A 19,616-nucleotide genomic window follows, 5' to 3' on the forward strand; every position below is an offset into this window, starting at 1 on the left:
TTACCATACCTAAAAAGCTATCCATGGTAGATTGTAGGTATTGTATCATGAGAGTCGGCCCTTTTTTAATGAGTACAATGGGCTCAGTTCTACTTCTTTTCGTTCATTCATAATGTTAAATGAATGAACAACGAGAGGAGGAAGAGCTCCCATGTCGGTAGCAAAAAAAGTTACTAGTATAGTCGCCATGGCGATGATCACCTTTACGATGATCAATTATACATCTATTAATACCTATATAAATCGTCTAAAATATGATACGATCACTGTACAAAAGCCAGCTCAATCGTTAGAGGATCAAGTGAAGGATGAAGCAAAAAAACGTCGCAAAGACCCTCGAGATGCCGTTATCGATCGTGTGTGGAAAAAGACTCCCGGATACAACGGGGTTGAAGTCGACATTGAGAAATCTTTAAAAAATATGAAAAAAGATGGAATGTTTGTTGAAAAACATTTAATATACAGGCAGATACCTCCGAAAATACATTTAAAAGACTTGCCACCAGCTCCCATTTATCGGGGACATCCGGACAAGCAAATGGTGAGCTTTGCGATAAATGTAGCTTGGGGAGAAGAATATTTACCTGAGATGCTGTCGATATTGAAGAAACATCATGTTCATGCCACCTTCTTTTTTGAAGGCCGATGGGTGAAGAAACATCCCGATCTTGCGAAGATGATTAGTAAAGCTGGACACGAGGCGGGAAACCATTCCTATTCACATCCCAATATGGCGATTTTGAGCACGAGTAAAACAAATGAAGAAATAGTCAAGACAAATGAAGTGATTGAAGCGGTTGTAGGTCACACTCCTAAACTGTTTGCTCCGCCTAGCGGAAGCTTTAATGAACATACCGTACAAGAAGCTCATAAGCTTGGAATGTTGACCACGTTATGGACTGTGGATACGGTTGATTGGAAAAAGCCAATGCCTGGAGAGTTAATTGATCGAGTAATGAACAAAATTCATCCAGGAGCCATTATTTTAATGCATCCGACACAATCTTCAGCCGCTTCTTTAGACACTCTCGTTAAAGAAATCGAGGCGAGGAAGTTTAAAATAGGTACAGTGTCTAACCTATTAAGTGAGACACGGGTGTTATCGAGTGATACGAAATAGACATCGTATAGAACTTGTTTTTTTGCTGCAGCTAGAATAGGAGGATTACATTGATAAAGAAATTCACTTGTAACAATGGAGTTAGAATCGTATTGGAAGAAATTCCAACTGTTAGATCCGCGGCGATTGGAATTTGGATCGCCACAGGTTCAAGAGATGAAACGCCTGAAAATAACGGGATTTCTCATTTTCTTGAACATATGTTTTTTAAAGGAACAGAAACAAAGTCCGCGAAAGAAATCGCGGAAAGCTTTGATAGCATTGGTGGACACGTTAATGCATTCACATCAAAAGAATATACTTGTTACTATGCGAAAGTACTAGATAATCATGCTTCTTATGCGTTGTCAACGTTGGCGGATATGTTCTTTCATTCGTCATTTGATCAAGAAGAGATGGACAAAGAGAAGAACGTTGTAGCAGAGGAAATTAAAATGTATGAGGATACACCGGATGACATTGTACATGACTTGTTAAGCCGTGCTGTGTATGAGAATCATTCACTCGGTTATCCGATTCTTGGAACGGAAGAAACGTTGTCAACGTTTACGAGAGATACATTAAAGCAATATATGCACGATATGTACACACCAGATCGAGTAGTCATCTCTATTGCAGGAAATGTGAGCGAAGAGCTAGTCAAACAAGCAGTGGAACTGTTCGGAAGCTATGAAGGTGGTAGCCGACCAGCGAACGGAATGGCTCCTGAATTTTATTGCAATAAGCTTTCTAGAAAAAAAGAGACAGAGCAAGCTCATCTATGTTTAGGATTTCAAGGGCTTCCACTAGGAAGTGAAGACGTCTATAGCCTTATTATATTAAATAATATCGTAGGAGGTAGCATGTCATCTCGTTTGTTCCAAGAAGTCCGTGAGCAAAGAGGACTAGCTTATTCAGTCTTTTCTTATCATTCGTCTTTTCAAGATAGTGGACTTGTCACGATTTATGGAGGAACGGGAGCGAAACAACTCGACCAATTGTTCGAGACGATTCAAGGTACATTGAGCTCTTTGAAACGAGAGGGTATTACAACGAAGGAACTACACAACAGTAAAGAACAGTTAAAAGGTAGTTTAATGCTTAGTCTAGAGAGTACAAACAGCCGAATGAGCCGAAACGGTAAAAACGAACTCGTATTAAGAAAGCATCGTTCTTTAGATGAAGTTGTTAGCTTGATTGATCAAGTGACACTTGATTCAGTTAACAATATGTCTGAACGCATTTTTACGAAAGATTATTCTGCGGCACTTATTAGTCCAGACGGGAAACTGCCGAATTCTATGAAGTAATTCAAGTGATCTGCTCCTATCAAGGATGCCTAGTATAAAGAGGGATTTACACTCTTTATACTAGGCATTTCTTTAATAGGGCAGTTTTTTGTTGTTGAACATCACATTTTATTTCACCGATGAAAAACTTTCTCATACAATATAGAAGTGAATCGGTGCCACACATAAAAAGGATGGTGAAGGTTATGCTGACAGGGCTTCAAGTCGCAGTGTTAGGTGGAGATGCTCGTCAACTTGAAATCATTCGAAAATTAACAGAACTGGATGCAAAAATTTATTTAGCAGGATTTGATCAATTAGAGCAAAGCTTCACTGGAGCGGTCAAAGAAAATATGGAAGACATTCCTTTTGAACAAATCGATGCGATTGTCCTTCCTGTGGCTGGTTTACAAGCGACTGGTGAAGTAGAAACAATTTTTTCAAAAAGCAACTTGCGATTATCAAAAGATATTTTTGATAGAACACCTAATCATTGTGTCATTTTTACCGGCATTAGTCCGCCTTTACTAACAAATATGGCTGAAAAAGCAGGAAGAAAACTTATTCGTTTGTTTGATCGAGATGATGTAGCGATCTATAATTCGATCCCGACGGCTGAAGGAACGGTGTTGATGGCGATTCAGCATACTGACTTTACGATTCATGGATCGACAGTTGCTGTGATCGGAATGGGGCGGGTGGGTATGACGGTAGCTAGTACCTTTAAGGATCTCGGCGCGAACGTTTGGCTTGGGGCGAGACGAAGTGAACATTTAGCGCGAGCGATTGAGATGGGATTAACGCCATTTAAAATGGATGAATTAACAGCGATAGCTGAGAAAGCAGATATTATTATTAATACGGTTCCTTCTTTAGTTGTGACGGCGTCCGCCATCGCTAAAATGCGACCGCATACACTCATTATTGACCTTGCTTCAAAGCCAGGAGGAACAGATTTTCGCTATGCAGAGAAAAGAGGGATAAAGGCGATTTTGGCACTTGGGCTTCCGGGTCTTGTTGCTCCGAAAACGGCAGGACAAATATTGGCCAATACGCTCGCGGAATTGTTAAAGAACGATGCGACAAAATGAAAGGGGAGTAAGATCATGACTTTAAAAGGACGACGAATTGGTTTTGGAATTACCGGCTCACATTGTACGTACAGTGAAGTTTTCCCTCAGATTGAAAAGTTAGTTCAACTCGGAGCAGAAGTCGTTCCAGTAGTTACAGGAACAGTTAAAGGCACAGGAACCCGATTTGGAGAAGTGGGAGAATGGGTGGATAAAATTGAAAAAGTAACAAACACGACAGTCATCGATTCCATCGTAGCAGCAGAACCTCTCGGACCAAAAATTCCTCTCGATTGCATGGTCATTGCCCCGATTACCGGTAATTCTCTTAGTAAATTAGCCAATGCCATGACGGATTCCCCTGTATTAATGGCCGCAAAGGCGACGCTTCGTAATCATAAACCAGTCATTCTTGGAATATCGACAAATGATGCTCTCGGATTAAATGGAATGAATATTATGAAGTTAATGCCTGTGAAGCATATTTATTTTGTGCCATTTGGTCAAGATGATCCAGTGAAGAAGCCGAACTCCATGGTGGCGCGGATGGATAGCTTAATTGAAACAATTGATGCCGCTTTATTAGGTAAACAGCTTCAGCCGGTTATTATTGAACGATTTAGGGATGGGAGTTAACCTTCCCTTTTTTTCTCTTTTTTAAATAACTGAATATTTTCTTCTGCTTTTCAAACTTTAATGTGTTAAAATAGTAGCTATTAAAAAGTGTTGGTACATTTTTTTTACTATTTTTTATTATTAGAAAACGTGTTACATATACACGAGTACTTTCGTTTAGGGAAAGGGGAAGCAAAAATGAGTAATCAAGGATTTCATGTAGCAGTAGTAGGGGCAACAGGTGCAGTAGGACAACAAATGTTAGAAACGTTAGCGAACAGAGACTTTCCAATTCGTGAGCTTACATTGCTATCATCCGCGCGTTCAGCTGGAAAAGCAATTTCATTTAAAGGTGAAGAAGTAATTGTACAGGAAGCAAAACCTGAAAGCTTTGAAGGTGTGGATATCGCTCTTTTCAGCGCGGGTGGAAGCATTTCTAAAGAATTAGCTCCAGAGGCAGCAAAGCGCGGCGCTATTGTTATTGACAATACAAGTGCATTCAGAATGGACCCTGAAGTACCGCTCGTTGTTCCTGAAGTAAATAAAGAAGATTTAAGACAGCATAAAGGCATCATTGCGAATCCGAACTGCTCAACGATTCAAATGGTGGCAGCACTGGAACCGCTACGTCAAGCATACGGCTTGAAAAAAGTAGTAGTATCTACTTACCAAGCTGTATCAGGAGCAGGTACGAAAGCCGTTCAAGAATTAAATGATCAAACAAAAGCAATTGTTGAAGGAAAGGAATTCCAACCAGAAATTCTTCCTGTAGGCAGCGATAAAAAGCATTACCAAATTGCGTTTAATGCGATTCCTCAAATTGATAAATTCGAAGACAACGGATTTACATTTGAAGAAATGAAAATGATTAATGAAACGAAGAAAATTATGCATATGCCAGAATTAAAAGTAGCAGCGACTTGTGTGCGCCTTCCAATTGCCACAGGACATTCTGAGTCTTTATACTTTGAAGTGGAAGCAGCAGATGTTACAACAGCAGATGTTCAAGCGAAATTAAAGGACGCACCAGGAATCGTATTAGAAGACAATCCTGCGGAGCAAGTGTATCCAATGCCAGCTGATTGCGTCGGCAAAACGGACGTGTTTGTTGGACGAATTAGAAAAGATTTAGATGAAGATACAGGCTTCCATATGTGGGTAGTATCTGATAACTTATTAAAAGGTGCGGCTTGGAATTCCGTTCAAATTGCTGAAACGCTAGTCGAAATGGGTCTAGTTGAAGCGAAATAATTAATAGATGAATTCTCACCGAGGAAATGCAGAGGTGTAAAACAGTGAAAATGATCATTCAAAAATTTGGCGGTACATCTGTACGCAATGAAAAAACGCGTCAAAATGCTAAACGTCATATTGAAAAAGCTATGAAAGAAGGATACAAGGTCGTCGTGGTCGTTTCTGCTATGGGACGAAAAGGGGAACCTTATGCGACGGATACCCTTTTATCTTTAGCTAACGGAGAAGATATGAAATTATCCGCAAGAGAGCAAGATCTGCTTCTTTCTTGTGGAGAAGTGATTTCCAGCCTTGTGTTTACGAATATGTTACTTGATAGTGGTATTTCTGCTTGTGCCTTAACTGGAGCTCAGGCTGGTTTTGTCACAAATAGCGACCACACGAATGCAAAGATTTTAGAGATGAAATGCTCACGGATTCGTAAGGAGCTAGAGGCGCATGACGTCGTTGTTGTTGCTGGTTTCCAAGGAGCGAATGCACAAGGCGATGTGACAACACTTGGTCGAGGAGGCAGTGATACGTCTGCCGCTGCTTTAGGATCGGCTCTTGGCGCTGATTGGATTGATATTTTTACTGATGTAGAAGGGATTATGACAGCTGACCCTCGAGTGGCTGATAAAGCGAGACCTCTAGCTGTCGTCACGTATAATGAGGTTTGCAACATGGCTTATCAAGGGGCGAAAGTGATCCACCCTCGAGCGGTCGAAATAGCGATGCAGGCGAAGGTTCCTGTGCGCATCCGGTCAACTAACTCCGATGGTTTAGGGACGCTTGTTACGTCTATATCCAAGCAAAGTCAAGGCTCTGACATTAGAGAACGCCTAGTGACGGGAATCGCTCATGTCGCCGATGTTGCCCAAATTAAAGTGCAGGCAAAAAAAGATCAATACAATTTACAGGCTGAAGTCTTTAAAGCGATGGCTCAAGAGAAAATTAGTGTAGACTTCATTAATATCTCTCCGACAGGTGTTGTTTATACGGTAACAGGCAATGCAGTTGATCGAGCGGAGCAAGTATTAAAAGAGATGGGGTACGCCCCTGACGTTGAGCGAGACTGCGCCAAAGTATCGGTTGTAGGTGCTGGCATGACAGGCGTGCCAGGGGTAACATCGAAAATTGTGCAGGCTCTTGCTGAGGAAAATGTGAGAATCTTGCAATCAGCGGATAGTCATACAACGATCTGGGTACTCGTGAAAAACGAAGAGCTCGTCACAGCGGTCAATGCTTTGCACGATGCGTTTGAATTACATGAAGACCATAGCGAATATGAAATGAAGAAGTAAGCTTGACAGAGGAGGAATCAGTATGATTTCATTCGGACGGGTGTCCACTGCCATGGTGACACCTTTTGATTCAAAAGGAAATATCGATTTTGAAAAAACAAGCCAGCTTGTGAACTATTTAATTAACAATGGGACGGATTCCCTTGTTGTTGCTGGAACAACAGGAGAATCTCCAACCTTGACTGCGGAAGAAAAAATTGCTTTGTTTCGCCATACGGTTGAAGCGGTAGCCGGACGAATTCCGGTCATTGCAGGGACAGGGAGTAATAATACGAAGCAGTCGATTGAACTAACGAAAAAGGCGGAACAAGTAGGCGTAGATGCGATTATGCTCGTCGCTCCTTACTATAACAAGCCAAATCAAGAAGGTCTTTATCAGCATTTTAAAACGATTGCTGAATCGACTTCATTACCAGTTATGATCTATAATATTCCTGGTCGTGCTAGCGTCAACATCACTCCAGAAACAACGATTAGACTATCAAAAATAGCGAATATCGTGGCCGCGAAAGAAGCGAGCGGAAATATCGATGCAATGACTGAGATCATTGCAGGAACAGCAGATGATTTCCTTGTTTATAGCGGAGATGATGGCTTAACACTTCCTATGCTTTCTGTCGGTGGAGATGGTGTCGTTTCTGTTGCTTCTCATATTGTTGGTAATGAAATGCAACAAATGGTTTCCTTCTTTTTAGAAGGCAAACATCAAGAAGCAGCGAAAATTCATCAGCAACTATTACCTGTCATTAGAGGATTGTTTGCTGCTCCAAGTCCAGTACCAGTTAAAACTGCATTGCAATTAAAAGGAATGGATATGGGAAGCGTACGCTTGCCACTTGTTCCTCTTTCAGAAGCTGAGAGAGCGGATTTAATGAAATTGTTATAAGTTATGTTAGTACTCTGTTCGGTTGAGATGAGCTTAGCCGGACAGTTTTTTTATGCGTTCAACCATTGACCGTATAGACGTTCTTCTTTAAAAGAGTGAGCAACCTTCAAATGATGAAAAGATTGTATTGGATTTACTTTCCTTCATCTATTATAATAAGAACAATGGTATGGGACGGGCTGGTCTTTATATAGGAGGAAGAATACATTGGGTAAGAGAAAAAATGAAGTGATTAAAGTCATTCCACTTGGTGGAGTCGGAGAAATTGGAAAGAACATGACGGTCATTGAAGTGGACCAAGAAATTTTTGTAGTAGATTCTGGTTTAATGTTCCCTGAAAATGAAATGCTTGGAATTGATATTGTTATTCCAGACATTACATATTTAGTGGAAAATAAAGAGCGGGTAAAGGGGATTTTCCTAACACATGGGCATGAAGATGCGATTGGATCTTTAGGCTATGTTTTAAAGAAAATTAAAGCGCCCGTATATGGAAGTAAGTTAACGCTTGCTTTAGCAAAAATGAGACTTCGTGAAGAGAACGTCAAAGAAGAGGTTAAATATTATACCGTCCATTCTGATTCTCGCTTGCGTTTCAATGGGGTCGATGTCACATTTTTCAGAACGACGCACAGCATTCCAGATTCATTAGGGGTGGCGATTCATACGTCAGAAGGAGCGATCGTTCACACCGGTGAATTTAAGTTTGACCAAGCAGCTAAAGGGTTGTATGAACCTGATATTGGTAAGATGGCTCAGCTCGGTCAGAACGGCGTGTTTATGTTATTATCTGATTCAACAGAAGCGGAAAGACCTGGGCACACTACTTCTGAAGCGGTGATTGCGAATCAATTATCGGATGCCTTTCATTCAACTAAAGGTCGAATTATTGTCGCTTCCTTCGCATCAAACATTGTTCGTATTCAACAAGTATTTGATGCAGCCTATCAGAATGGTAGAAAAGTGGCTGTTAGCGGAAAGAGCATGCAGCGTGTGAACGATATAGCGATTAAACTGGGCTATTTAAACGTCCAGGAAGATATTCTGATTAGCCTACAAGAGATTTCTGAATACCCAGATCATCAAATTGTTATTTTAACGACGGGTGTGCAAGGAGAGCCGATCGAAGCATTGCAAAAGATGGCAAAAGGGACGAATAAATTAGTTAAAATTAAACAAGGCGATTCGGTATTAATTACAGCTACTCCTTCACCGGGGTTAGAATTGTTGCTTGCTAAAACGGTAGATCTTTTGTATCGCTCAGGTGCCAACGTTCTCACTGGCAAGCGAAAAGTGCATGTGTCTGGTCACGGCTTCCAAGAAGATTTGAAATTTATGCTAAATTTAATGAAGCCACGATATTTCGTGCCGGTTCAAGGGGAATATCGCATGTTAAAAGCTCATGCGAAGCTTGCTGTTCAAGTGGGCATGTCTTTAGATCATATTGTCATCCCAGAAAAAGGGGATGTCATCGAGTACAAAAGTGAAAAACTGCGCGTAACTTCAAAAGTACCTGCAGGCAATGTACTAATCGATGGAATTGGCGTAGGAGATGTCGGTAACATCGTGTTACGAGATCGAAAGCTACTGTCTCAAGATGGGATCTTTATTGTTGTCATTACATTAAGCAAAAAAGAAAAGCGAATTGTTTCCGGCCCTGAAATTATTTCGCGTGGATTCGTTTACGTGAGAGAATCGGAAAAGCTAATGGAACAATCGACGCAATTAATTACCGATATTGTTGAAAAAAATATGGCCGGAGAATCATTTGAATGGTCAAGCATTAAACAAGACGTTAGAGATCAACTTAACGCCTTTCTATTTGAAAAAACAAAACGCCGCCCAATGATCCTACCAATTATCATGGAAGTATAGAAAAGCGAAAGGCGCTTGTTCAGCGCGCTAGCGGATTTCGGCTCTCGACTGAGGGTTCACGTATTTGGAACCCGATTGAGAGAGCAACAATCAGCGTACGCGCTAGCGCCAGTAGCTAGACAAGAAAAGCGAAAGGCGCTTGTTCAGCGCGTTAATTTTAAAAAGTGAACCTTAATGGTTCATTTTTTTTGTATAATTTCGGGAAAAAAGAAGAAAATATTCATATTCGTTCTTGAAAGGAGCAAAGGAGTATGAGTATTGAGAAGAAGCTGACTGGAGAAGAAGTCGAGCCGATGAAAGAAGAAAAACCAAAGACAGAGTCCTCTTTAATGGAAAATATTCAACAACTCGGACAGACGAATGTACCTCAGCTTCCTAAGGATACATCGGTTCATTGTTTAACGATTGTTGGCCAAATTGAGGGGCATATACAGCTTCCTCCGCAAAACAAAACAACGAAGTATGAGCATGTCATTCCACAAATTGTAGCGATTGAACAAAATCCAGATATTAAAGGGCTTTTAATCGTATTAAATACAGTCGGAGGAGATGTAGAAGCGGGGCTAGCGATCTCTGAAATGCTTGCTTCTTTATCAAAGCCAACGGTATCGATTGTACTGGGAGGCGGGCATTCGATCGGTGTGCCAATCGCTGTTTCTTGTGATTATAGCTTTATTGCTGAAACAGCGACGATGACGATCCATCCGATTCGGTTAACAGGACTTGTTATCGGCGTTCCGCAAAGCTTTGAGTATTTAGACAAAATGCAAGATCGAGTCGTGAAATTTGTCACAAGGCACTCGACCATTCAAGAGGAAACATTTAAAGATTTGATGCTTGCAAAAGGCAATTTAACGAGAGATATCGGGACTAATGTTGTTGGTGAAGATGCCGTCGCTTGCGGATTGATTGACGAAGTTGGAGGGATCGGTGAAGCGATGAAAAAATTAAATGAATTGATCAAAGAGACCGAACAGAATGGAAAGATGATTCAATGATTTTATATACGATGATGCCGAGGGAATATATTTTTCCTCATCCGATGATAGAAGAAGAAACGGAGCTGATTGATTGGCAAGGCGTCTCTTTATATGCTCAACGACAAGATCATCAATATCGTGTTATTCGAATTGCAAGTACGAACCCTAACGATTTTTTAAACGAAAAAATTACTCCTGGTAGCCTGATTTCTCTTAGATGAATGCGAACAAATATGCTATAATAGAAAAAGCAGCCAAAACGGCTGCTTTCTTATTTTTGTGAAATCTATAGAGTAGGTGGTTGCTATGGCTAGAAAAAGAAAGAAGACGTCCCGTAAGACGAAAAAAGCGCCACAAATAAAAGAAACGATCAAACTTGAACTGATAGGAATTGTGATCATTGCTTTAAGCTTGATAGGGATTATTCAGCTAGGGGCAGTCGGAAAAGCCTTTGCGTATTTTTTTCGCTTTTTCTTCGGACAGTGGTATATGGTTGGATTTATTAGTTTGATGGCCTATGCTAGCTACACTATGTTTAGGCGAGAAAAGCCATTTTTCTTTCAACGAAGGTTAGTAGGAGTATACATCGTTTTCGTTAGTATGTTGCTACTGAGCCATGTGAAATTGTTTGAGTTGCTTGGAAATAATCGCTCCTTTGATCAGCCGAGTGTATTGATCAATACATGGAACTTATTTTGGATGGAAGTCAAGGAGGGTGCTGGGGCATCAAGTGATCTTGGTGGCGGAATGGTTGGCGCTTTACTGTTTTCTATCACTTATTTTTTATTTGATACGTTAGGAACGAGAATATGCAGCTTCGTTCTTATTTTAATCGGTATGATCTTAATTACTGGGAAATCATTCAGCGAATTATTTGGCAAGTTGTTTGTCGTAGTGAAAGGATTTTTCAGTCAACAATGGTCTGCTTTTCTACAAGATATGAAAGAATGGAAAAGTGAAAGGAAAGCGAAAAAACAAGCAGAAGCAGTTGAACATCCAGTGAAAATCACCGATCATCAACAGGTGGAAATAGAAGCAGACGAAGCTCCGTCTCTTTCAGACGAACCACTTATTTCGAGCTTTACGGAACGTGCTTACGTAGAAGACCCGCCAGAAAATCCATCTTCGGTAGAGCAAAAAGAGGTGGTAGAGGAGAGAGCTCCGGCAATCACCTTTACAGAAGTGGAAAATAAAGATTACAAGCTTCCGCCTCTTAAACTATTAAAACGGCCGAAGCAAACAGATCAAAGTCGAGAATATCAACTGATTCATGCGAATGCGGCGAAGCTTGAAAGGACGTTTCAAAGCTTTGGTGTAAAGGCGAAAGTGACACAAGTGCATTTAGGTCCCGCAGTAACTAAATATGAAGTGCATCCAGATGTTGGGGTGAAAGTGAGTAAAATTGTTAGTTTAAGTGATGACTTAGCGTTAGCGTTAGCCGCGAAAGATATTCGAATGGAAGCGCCAATTCCAGGGAAGTCCGCTATTGGAATCGAAGTGCCGAATTCAGAAGTGGCGATGGTGTCACTACGTGAAGTAGTAGAAGCGAATGTGAATGAAAAACCAAACTCTAAATTGATGATTGCCTTCGGACGAGATATCACCGGTGAAGCGGTGTCAGCAGAGCTGAACAAAATGCCTCATTTACTCGTTGCTGGAGCGACGGGTAGCGGGAAAAGTGTTTGTATTAACGGCATCATTACGAGCATTTTAATGAGAGCCAAGCCGCATGAAGTGAAGATGATGATGATTGACCCGAAAATGGTAGAATTAAATGTGTACAATGGCATTCCACATTTGCTTGCTCCGGTTGTGACAGATGCCAAAAAAGCTTCTCAAGCATTAAAAAAAGTAGTGGGTGAAATGGAACGTCGCTACGATTTATTTTCGCACAGTGGTACAAGGAACATTGAAGGCTACAATGAACATATTAGACGAGAAAACGAAGAAACAGAAGAAAAACAGCCGTTTCTCCCTTATATCGTTGTCATTGTTGATGAGTTAGCGGACTTAATGATGGTGGCATCGAATGATGTGGAAGATTCGATCACTCGATTAGCTCAAATGGCAAGGGCTGCTGGTATTCATTTGATTATTGCGACTCAAAGGCCATCCGTCGATGTCATTACTGGAGTCATCAAAGCGAACATCCCATCTAGAATCGCTTTCGCTGTATCCTCTATGACGGATTCGAGAACGATTTTAGATATGGGTGGGGCAGAGAAGCTGTTAGGACGAGGAGATATGTTGTTCTTCCCAGTTGGTGCTTCGAAGCCGGTTCGTGTACAAGGTGCCTTTTTATCTGATGAAGAAGTAGAGGAAATTGTCGATTATGTGATTTCTCAGCAAAAAGCACAATATCAAGACGATATGATCCCAGAAGATGTGCCGGAAAATACATCACAAGTAGAGGATGAACTATACGAAGAAGCGGTTCAGCTCATCGCGGAAATGCAGACTGCCTCCGTATCAATGCTACAGCGTCGTTTTCGGATCGGCTATAGTAGAGCGGCAAGATTAATCGATGAAATGGAGCAAAGAGGCGTAGTAGGGCCGTATGAAGGTAGTAAGCCACGACATGTATTAATTCCAAAGCCGGAAGAATGATGGAGAAAACGCCTAAATGCAATGTTTTGGGCGTTTTTCTTTGTGAATAAAAGGGTAAATAATAAAGAAGCCTTTTCTGGTTTGTCAAGGGAGCAGGCATAAATAGACAAATAATTTTAAACAATTTTTAATAATAAGCCAATACATCTTTTCAAGAAGGATAAAAAATGCTATGTTAAAAGAAATTAGTAGAGATGTTACACTTCAGAGGTCTGATGTCTTCTGGAAGAGGGTGGTTGTTGAATGTCGATTAAATCGGATAGCAGACATCTATACCTGCAAGTCATTGATCATTTAAAACGTGATATTGAAGTAGGTATTTACAAAGAAAAAGAAAAGCTTCCTTCTGAGTTCGAATTGGCAAAGCAATTAGGTGTAAGCCGAGCAACGTTGAGAGAAGCGTTGCGGATTTTGGAAGAAGAAAATGTGATTATCCGCAGGCATGGGGTAGGGACATTTGTGAATGCGAAACCGCTATTCACATCAGGAATTGAGCAGCTGACGAGTGTGACCGATATGATTGTTCAAGCGGGAATGGAACCTGGAACCATCTTTTTAAGTTCTAGTAAACAAAGCCCGACTGAAGAAGATCAACGACGATTTCATTGTAGCTTAGAAGAAGAAATCGTTGTGATTGAACGCGTCAGAACAGCTAATGGTGAGCCGGTCGTCTACTGTTTGGACAAAATCCCTGCTCGGTTTTTCCCAGAGAATTATGATTATCAAGATGAATCGTTATTTGTCTTGTTAGATCGAGTTGGGAATCGAAGAATATCCCACGCGGTGGCTCAAATTGAACCATTTGGATATCAAGAAAAGGTATCCCCTATTCTTGAATGTGATCCTGAAACCGCTTTACTTTTGTTGAAACAGCTGCATTATGATGAATTGGACGAGCCTATTTTATACTCCATGAACTATTTTAAAGCGGATAAGTTTAGCTTTCATGTGTTAAGAAAGCGGATTTAACAGAGAACTAGTGAGAAGCTGTCCATTGCGGTGGGCAGTTTTTTTCTATTTAAAAAAATAGCGTTTTGTTTTTCAATGATTAGTTGCTCGTGTATAGTTAAAGTAAGTTTTTATGAAAAAAAAGCATGAAGCGTGCGATATTCGGATAAAAATATAGACATAGCAGCACCGTAAAGGAGGATGTTTCAGTGACATTAGTAAACGAGATAATCAAAACGAAAAAAGGGTATAATCTTCATATTATCAAAACAGATAAATACAAAACGAATACGATTGTATGGAAAATGAAAGCACCGCTTGAGCAAGAAACAGTAACGATGAGAGCGTTGCTTCCTTATGTCCTTCAAAATGGGTCGGCTTCATTTCCTACTTCTACCGCTTTACGCTCACATTTAGATGATTTATATGGAGCTAGTTTTTTTGTAGATTTAGCGAAAAAAGGTGATTATCATACGATGAGCTTTTCGCTTGAAATAGCCAATGAGAACTATTTGAAGAAGGAAGATTCATTATTAGAAAAAGCGTTTCAATTTTTTAATGATGTGCTAACAAACCCACTTGTGAAAAATGGGGCATTCGATCAGGAGATTGTTGAAAGTGAAAAGCGGAATTTGAAGCAGCGTATCCAATCTGTGTACGATGATAAAATGCGTTATGCTAGCATGCGCTTACTTGAAGAAATGTATGAAGAGGATCGTTATGCCCTGCAGCCTAACGGACAACTAGAAGCGGTCGATCCGATTGGGGCGGCGGACTTATATACTTACTATAAGAAAGCGTTCTCAGAAGATGAGATTGACTTATATATTGTCGGAGATGTTAATGAGCAACAAGTAGAGGAGGTTGTTGACCGTCTGTTTACGATGGATGATCGCCAACCGTTAATGGTCAATTCCAGCGACGTTCCTCTTCGTCAAGGTGAACCGAAACATGTGAAGGAAGAGCAAGAGATCAATCAAGGAAAGCTCCATATCGGCTATCAGACAAAGGTCAAATTTGGTGATCCAGACTATTTCGCTCTTCAAGTATTTAACGGGATATTTGGCGGGTTCTCTCACTCTAAGCTATTCACAAATGTGCGAGAGAAAGCGAGCCTTGCTTATTATGCGGCAAGTCGTGTAGAGAGCCATAAAGGATTCTTAATGGTGCTCTCCGGCATTGATAGTAAAAATTATGATCAAGCGGTACAAATCATTAATGAGCAGCTACAAGCGATGAAACAAGGAGATATTTCTGAAAATGAAATTTTGCAAACGCGAGCGGTGATTCGCAATCAGTTGCTTGAAACGATTGATACCGCGCGAGGGTTGATTGAGATTTTATACCATAATGTCGTCGCAAAACAAAATGTAACCATCGATGACTGGCTCGAAGCAGTGGAGCGGACAACGATCGAAGAAGTGACAGCGGTCGCGGCTAAAATTGAGTTAGACACGATCTACTTTTTGTCAGGGGAGGGAGTTTCATGAGGAAAATCGTATTTGATCAACTACAAGAAGAACTATATTATGAAAAAATGGACAATGGTCTAGATGTGTATGTGCTACCGAAAAAAGGATTTAATAAAACATTTGCTACGTTTACAACAAAATATGGTTCCATTGACAACGACTTCATCCCGAAAGATCAAGAAGCATTCGTTCGAGTTCCAGATGGTATTGCCCATTTTTTAGAGCATAAAATGTTTGAGAAAGAAGATGGCGATGTGTTTCAACATTTTAGTCGTCAAGGTGCATCAGCCAATGCTTTCACATCTTTTACTAGAACGGCCTATTTATTTTCAAGCACAGCAAACGTCAAGCAAAATTTGGAGACGTTAATTGACTTTGTGCAAGCTCCTTACTTTACAGAGAAAACAGTTGAAAAAGAGAAAGGCATTATCGGACAAGAGATTCGTATGTATGACGATAACCCGGATTGGCAAGTGTATTTCGGGGTGATTCACAATATGTATCATCAGCACCCGGTCAAAATTGATATTGCAGGAACAGTCGAGTCGATTGCTGATATTACGAAGGATCATTTGTATGAATGCTACCATACGTTTTATCACCCGAGTAATATGCTCCTATTTGTTGTTGGTTCCATCAATCCGGAAGAAACTATGACATTCGTTCGCGATAATCAAGCGAAAAAGCCGTTTACTGATCAGCCGGAGATTAAGCGTCGCTTTGAACAAGAGCCTGAAGTGGTGAAGGAGAAGAAGCGAGTACTTGCGATGAATGTCCAATCGTCAAAATGTGAAGTAGGGTTGAAAGCGGTTGACACCGACTTACAAGGTAAGGAATTATTGAAAAGAGAATTAACGATGAATATTTTGCTCGATATGCTCTTTGGAAAAAGCTCTGAGCTCTACTATCAAATGTATCGTGAAGGGTTAATTGATGACACATTTGGTTATGACTTCACTCAAGAAAAGGGCTTTGGTTTTGCGATGGTAGGAGGAGATACGGCTCGTCCGGATGAGCTGGAGGAACGAGTACAAAAAATTCTCCTAGAGGCGAAAGAAGGCAAGCACTTAACGGAAGAAGCATTGAAACGATCCGTCAAGAAAAAAATTGGTGCTTTTTTGCGCGCAGTCAATTCGCCTGAATATATTGCTAATCAATTTACGCGCTATACCTTTAATGAGATGGATTTATTCGAAGTCGTTCCGATGCTTGAAATGATTACGTTTGCCGAGGTGCAAGCTGTTGCCGCTCATATGATCGCGGAGGAACGTTTAACCGCCTTTCATATTGTGCCAAAGCAATAAGTATAGAAAGAAAAAGCCGGCTTTAGCTTCTTTAGAAGTCCGGCTTTTCAAGTTTAAGAGGAGAATGGGGAATTATGAAACGATTTGCTTTAGTCGTTGGAGCAAGTGGCGGAATTGGTCAAGAAGTCGCCAAAAAACTAGCGCTTGACGGTTGGAATCTATATCTACAATACACAAATGGAGAAGATAAAATAAAAGCATTACAAAAGCAAATAGAAGAAATGGGAGTCGAGAGCTTGTCTGTACAGGCAGATTTATCTTCATTGGATGGAGTCGAGAAACTTCTTCAGCAGTTATTTTCTGTTGAAGCGGTTATTTTTGCTCATGGAATATCTCACTACGGCTTATTTCAAGACGTAAAAGAAGAAGAAATGGATCTGCTTTGGACACTTCATGTCAAAAGCCCGATGATGATCAGTCAAAAGCTCATTTCGAAGTTGCAAAAAGGTGCAACGCCGTCGATTGTCTTTATTTCTTCGATTTGGGGGCAAACAGGCGCGGCTTGTGAAGTCGTTTACTCTACAGTGAAGGGGGCGCAAATTGCATTCGTTAAGTCATTAGCGAAGGAGCTGGCTCCTGCTCGTATTAAAGTGAATGCGGTCGCACCTGGTGCAGTAAACACAAAAATGATGGCGCAATTTTCTAGCGAAGAGCTAGACGAAATAGCAGAAGAGATTCCAATGGGGAGGCTGGCGGAACCGACAGAAATTGCAGCAGTCGTTAGCTTTCTTTGTTCGTCAGCTTCTTCCTATCTCACTGGACAAGTCGTGTCAGTGAACGGCGGCTGGTACACGTAAATATTTATTGAATAAGTTTTTTAAATCGATGCAAACTATGATTGTAACTCAATAAAGGGAGGGACAATAAGATGTCAGTACTTGAAAATTGGCACGAGTGGAAAAACTTTTTAGGAACAAAGCTCAACCAAGCCCAAGACCAAGGCATGAACAATGAAACAATCGGTAATGTGGCCTATCAAGTGGGTGATTATTTAGCAAAAAAAGTTGATCCGAAAAATGAACAAGAGCGTGTGTTATCTGATTTATGGTCTGTCGCTTCTGAAGAGGAACAGCACGCAATTGCCAATGTTATGGTGAAATTAGTTCAGAATAATGGGGTGCGCTAAAAGAGAGGGAGGAAATTCCTCTCTTTTTTCTTTTAAAAAGCGCATAAATCATTTATGATAGAAAGTAGATATTATTTATTTATGGGCATGATCAAGGTCAAGTCACAAGGGGTGTTTGTATGTCCAAAAAAGTTTGGTATTTAGAGTATAAAATTATGAAAAACCGTCCTGGATTATTAGGGGATGTTTCTTCATTATTGGGTATGCTTTCCATTAACATTATTACTATTAACGGTGTAGATGATGGTAGCCGGGGATTGTTAATACGGGCTCAAAGTGAAGATCAGATTCGAAGGCTTGAATCGATTCTTGAAACGATTGATACGATTCAAATTATTAAATTGAGGGAACCGAAATTACGTGATCGAATGGCTGTGAGGCATGGTCGATATATCGAGCGAGATGCCGATGATAAGAAAACTTTTCGATTCGTGAGAAATGAGCTTGGACTTCTCGTTGATTTTATGGCAGAATTGTATAAAATGGAAGGGCATAAATTAATCGGTATACGGGGGATGCCTCGAGTGGGAAAGACGGAGTCAATTGTTGCGGCTAGCGTCTGTGCGAATAAGAGATGGCTGTTTATGTCTTCCACTATGATTAAACAAACGGTTCGTGATCAATTGATTCGCGACGAATATAATGCCAATAACATTTTTATTATGGACGGTGTTGTATCAACACAAAGAGCGAGTGAAAAGCATTGGCAGCTCGTTCGAGAAATTATGAGGCTGCCTGCTGTTAAAGTAGTAGAGCATCCAGATATTTTTGTTCGAAACAGTGAGTATAAAATAGAAGATTTTGATTATATCATTGAACTTCGAAATCATCCTGAAGAAGAAATTACATATGAGCCTGTGGAAAGGAATAGCTTTTTTCAGGATTCAAACTTCGGTGGTTTTGATTTTTAATTATGGAAGGTGTTATTGTTGACTGAACTAGGAAATCGCTTAAGAGAAGCGCGAAAAGCAAAAGGATTGTCATTAGCCGATGTACAGGAAATGACGAAAATTCAAAAAAGATACTTAACAGGCATCGAAGAAGGAAATTATGACATGATGCCAGGGAAATTTTATGTTCGAGCATTTATTAAACAATATGCTGAAGCTGTAGGTTTAAACCCTGATGAATTATTTGAGGAGTTTAAAAGTGAAGTGCCATCTTCCCATGAAGATGAAATTCCTCAAAGGGCGACAAAGGTTGAGCCAGTGAAATCAAAAGTTCCTACTGAGCCATCTAAACTTCTTGAACATTTACCGAAAATATTAGTAACGACTTTTGTCATTGGGGCTCTGTTCTTGGTTTGGGTACTAATGCCTAAAAACGATGCAGATGAGAAGCAAGTGGTAGAAAAACCTGTTGTTAAGGAATCTACGGAGCAAAACAATGAAGATGAAGGCAAGGAGGAAGCTCCTGCGAAAGAAGAAAAAGAAGTAAAAGAGGAACCGAAAGTAGAAGAGCCTGCTAAGCCAGTATTAACAGCTGTTGGGGCAAGCGGAAGCGATTCCACTTATGAACTGAAAGAAGCTGAAAAGTTTGAACTAACGATTTCATCGAAAGGAAGCACTTGGGTCGGTGTCAAAGACGGAAACGGGAAGAGCCATTTCGGTGATATGATTCCAAAAGGTCAAACGCAAACATTTGATTTAACGGGTCAAACAGAAGCGAAGATTAGAGTAGGAAATGCGGTAGATACGGAAATTAAAGTAAACGGTGAAGTAGTTACGTATCAAATTCCTGCAGCTAGTCAAGTAACGCAAAACATTATTATTCAAAAAAAGTAAGCTTCTAAGTAAGGAACGGTTTGA

General features: G+C 40.5%; 18 protein-coding genes. All 18 read left to right on the forward strand.

Going from position 1 to position 19,616, the window contains the following annotated elements; genetic code table 11:
• The first annotated feature begins 151 nt into the window (after window positions 1–151).
• The 18 genes from ACSVDJ_RS07210 (at window position 152) to ACSVDJ_RS07295 (ending at window position 19,592) form a co-directional block, all read left to right on the forward strand.
• The gene (locus ACSVDJ_RS07210) at window positions 152–1,120 is read left to right on the forward strand and encodes a polysaccharide deacetylase family protein (protein ID WP_439169182.1); all 969 of its coding nucleotides are present in this window, start codon (window positions 152–154) and stop codon (window positions 1,118–1,120) included.
• Between the two features lie 50 nt (window positions 1,121–1,170).
• A complete protein-coding gene (locus ACSVDJ_RS07215) occupies window positions 1,171–2,409 on the forward strand; it encodes a M16 family metallopeptidase (RefSeq protein WP_439169181.1) in 1,239 nt (412 codons plus the stop codon).
• A 185-nt stretch (window positions 2,410–2,594) separates the two neighbouring features.
• Complete coding sequence (dpaA, locus tag ACSVDJ_RS07220; protein WP_439169180.1) at window positions 2,595–3,479, forward strand: dipicolinic acid synthetase subunit A; 885 nt, start codon at window positions 2,595–2,597, stop codon at window positions 3,477–3,479.
• Window positions 3,480–3,494: 15 nt separating this feature from the next.
• Complete coding sequence (locus ACSVDJ_RS07225) at window positions 3,495–4,094, forward strand: dipicolinate synthase subunit B (RefSeq protein ID WP_439169179.1); 600 nt, start codon at window positions 3,495–3,497, stop codon at window positions 4,092–4,094.
• A 177-nt stretch (window positions 4,095–4,271) separates the two neighbouring features.
• Window positions 4,272–5,324, forward strand: a complete 1,053-nt coding sequence (asd, locus tag ACSVDJ_RS07230; RefSeq protein ID WP_439169178.1) for an aspartate-semialdehyde dehydrogenase — start codon at window positions 4,272–4,274, stop codon at window positions 5,322–5,324.
• A gap of 44 nt (window positions 5,325–5,368) precedes the next feature.
• Window positions 5,369–6,610: an aspartate kinase gene (gene dapG / locus ACSVDJ_RS07235; RefSeq protein WP_439169177.1), complete on the forward strand. Its 1,242-nt coding sequence runs from the start codon at window positions 5,369–5,371 to the stop codon at window positions 6,608–6,610.
• A 22-nt stretch (window positions 6,611–6,632) separates the two neighbouring features.
• Window positions 6,633–7,496: a 4-hydroxy-tetrahydrodipicolinate synthase gene (dapA, locus tag ACSVDJ_RS07240; protein ID WP_439169176.1), complete on the forward strand. Its 864-nt coding sequence runs from the start codon at window positions 6,633–6,635 to the stop codon at window positions 7,494–7,496.
• Between the two features lie 207 nt (window positions 7,497–7,703).
• Window positions 7,704–9,371, forward strand: a complete 1,668-nt coding sequence (locus ACSVDJ_RS07245) for a ribonuclease J (protein WP_439169175.1) — start codon at window positions 7,704–7,706, stop codon at window positions 9,369–9,371.
• Between the two features lie 251 nt (window positions 9,372–9,622).
• Complete coding sequence (locus tag ACSVDJ_RS07250; protein ID WP_439169174.1) at window positions 9,623–10,369, forward strand: ClpP family protease; 747 nt, start codon at window positions 9,623–9,625, stop codon at window positions 10,367–10,369.
• Entirely contained in the window at window positions 10,366–10,572 is a 207-nt protein-coding gene (locus ACSVDJ_RS07255) for a YlzJ-like family protein (protein WP_518620344.1), read from the forward strand. The genes ACSVDJ_RS07250 and ACSVDJ_RS07255 overlap by 4 nt, the downstream gene beginning before the upstream one ends.
• A gap of 85 nt (window positions 10,573–10,657) precedes the next feature.
• Window positions 10,658–12,958: an FtsK/SpoIIIE family DNA translocase gene (locus ACSVDJ_RS07260; protein WP_439169172.1), complete on the forward strand. Its 2,301-nt coding sequence runs from the start codon at window positions 10,658–10,660 to the stop codon at window positions 12,956–12,958.
• Window positions 12,959–13,201: 243 nt separating this feature from the next.
• A complete protein-coding gene (locus tag ACSVDJ_RS07265) occupies window positions 13,202–13,927 on the forward strand; it encodes a GntR family transcriptional regulator (RefSeq protein WP_439169171.1) in 726 nt (241 codons plus the stop codon).
• Window positions 13,928–14,115: 188 nt separating this feature from the next.
• Window positions 14,116–15,396, forward strand: a complete 1,281-nt coding sequence (gene yfmF, locus ACSVDJ_RS07270; RefSeq protein WP_439169170.1) for an EF-P 5-aminopentanol modification-associated protein YfmF — start codon at window positions 14,116–14,118, stop codon at window positions 15,394–15,396.
• Window positions 15,393–16,682, forward strand: a complete 1,290-nt coding sequence (yfmH, locus tag ACSVDJ_RS07275) for an EF-P 5-aminopentanol modification-associated protein YfmH (RefSeq protein ID WP_439169169.1) — start codon at window positions 15,393–15,395, stop codon at window positions 16,680–16,682. Before yfmF ends, yfmH begins: the two co-directional genes overlap by 4 nt.
• Window positions 16,683–16,756: 74 nt before the next feature.
• Window positions 16,757–17,479 (forward strand): elongation factor P 5-aminopentanone reductase, encoded by a 723-nt coding sequence (ymfI, locus tag ACSVDJ_RS07280; protein ID WP_439169168.1) that lies wholly within the window; start codon window positions 16,757–16,759, stop codon window positions 17,477–17,479.
• Window positions 17,480–17,550: 71 nt separating this feature from the next.
• Entirely contained in the window at window positions 17,551–17,808 is a 258-nt protein-coding gene (locus ACSVDJ_RS07285; RefSeq protein WP_439169167.1) for a DUF3243 domain-containing protein, read from the forward strand.
• Between the two features lie 119 nt (window positions 17,809–17,927).
• On the forward strand, window positions 17,928–18,719 hold the full coding sequence (locus tag ACSVDJ_RS07290) for a YmfK family protein (protein WP_439169166.1): 792 nt from the start codon (window positions 17,928–17,930) through the stop codon (window positions 18,717–18,719).
• Window positions 18,720–18,737: 18 nt separating this feature from the next.
• Window positions 18,738–19,592, forward strand: coding sequence for a RodZ domain-containing protein (locus ACSVDJ_RS07295; protein WP_518620349.1), 855 nt, complete (start codon window positions 18,738–18,740; stop codon window positions 19,590–19,592).
• The last annotated feature ends 24 nt before the right edge of the window (window positions 19,593–19,616 follow it).

Source organism: Bacillus sp. Hm123 (assembly GCF_051842975.2).
Taxonomy (GTDB): Bacteria; Bacillota; Bacilli; order Bacillales; family Domibacillaceae; genus Bacillus_CE.

What these genes read in the sequence shown, in the direction of transcription:
- ymfI (WP_439169168.1), top strand. Translation starts at nt 16,757, where the DNA reads ATGAAACGATTTGCTTTAGTCGTTGGAGCAAGTGGCGGAATTGGTCAA.
- ACSVDJ_RS07265 (WP_439169171.1), top strand. Translation starts at nt 13,202, where the DNA reads ATGTCGATTAAATCGGATAGCAGACATCTATACCTGCAAGTCATTGAT.
- ACSVDJ_RS07290 (WP_439169166.1), top strand. Translation starts at nt 17,928, where the DNA reads ATGTCCAAAAAAGTTTGGTATTTAGAGTATAAAATTATGAAAAACCGT.
- ACSVDJ_RS07260 (WP_439169172.1), top strand. Translation starts at nt 10,658, where the DNA reads ATGGCTAGAAAAAGAAAGAAGACGTCCCGTAAGACGAAAAAAGCGCCA.
- ACSVDJ_RS07225 (WP_439169179.1), top strand. Translation starts at nt 3,495, where the DNA reads ATGACTTTAAAAGGACGACGAATTGGTTTTGGAATTACCGGCTCACAT.
- dapA (WP_439169176.1), top strand. Translation starts at nt 6,633, where the DNA reads ATGATTTCATTCGGACGGGTGTCCACTGCCATGGTGACACCTTTTGAT.
- ACSVDJ_RS07285 (WP_439169167.1), top strand. Translation starts at nt 17,551, where the DNA reads ATGTCAGTACTTGAAAATTGGCACGAGTGGAAAAACTTTTTAGGAACA.
- asd (WP_439169178.1), top strand. Translation starts at nt 4,272, where the DNA reads ATGAGTAATCAAGGATTTCATGTAGCAGTAGTAGGGGCAACAGGTGCA.
- ACSVDJ_RS07210 (WP_439169182.1), top strand. Translation starts at nt 152, where the DNA reads ATGTCGGTAGCAAAAAAAGTTACTAGTATAGTCGCCATGGCGATGATC.
- ACSVDJ_RS07255 (WP_518620344.1), top strand. Translation starts at nt 10,366, where the DNA reads ATGATTTTATATACGATGATGCCGAGGGAATATATTTTTCCTCATCCG.
- ACSVDJ_RS07250 (WP_439169174.1), top strand. Translation starts at nt 9,623, where the DNA reads ATGAGTATTGAGAAGAAGCTGACTGGAGAAGAAGTCGAGCCGATGAAA.
- yfmH (WP_439169169.1), top strand. Translation starts at nt 15,393, where the DNA reads ATGAGGAAAATCGTATTTGATCAACTACAAGAAGAACTATATTATGAA.
- dpaA (WP_439169180.1), top strand. Translation starts at nt 2,595, where the DNA reads ATGCTGACAGGGCTTCAAGTCGCAGTGTTAGGTGGAGATGCTCGTCAA.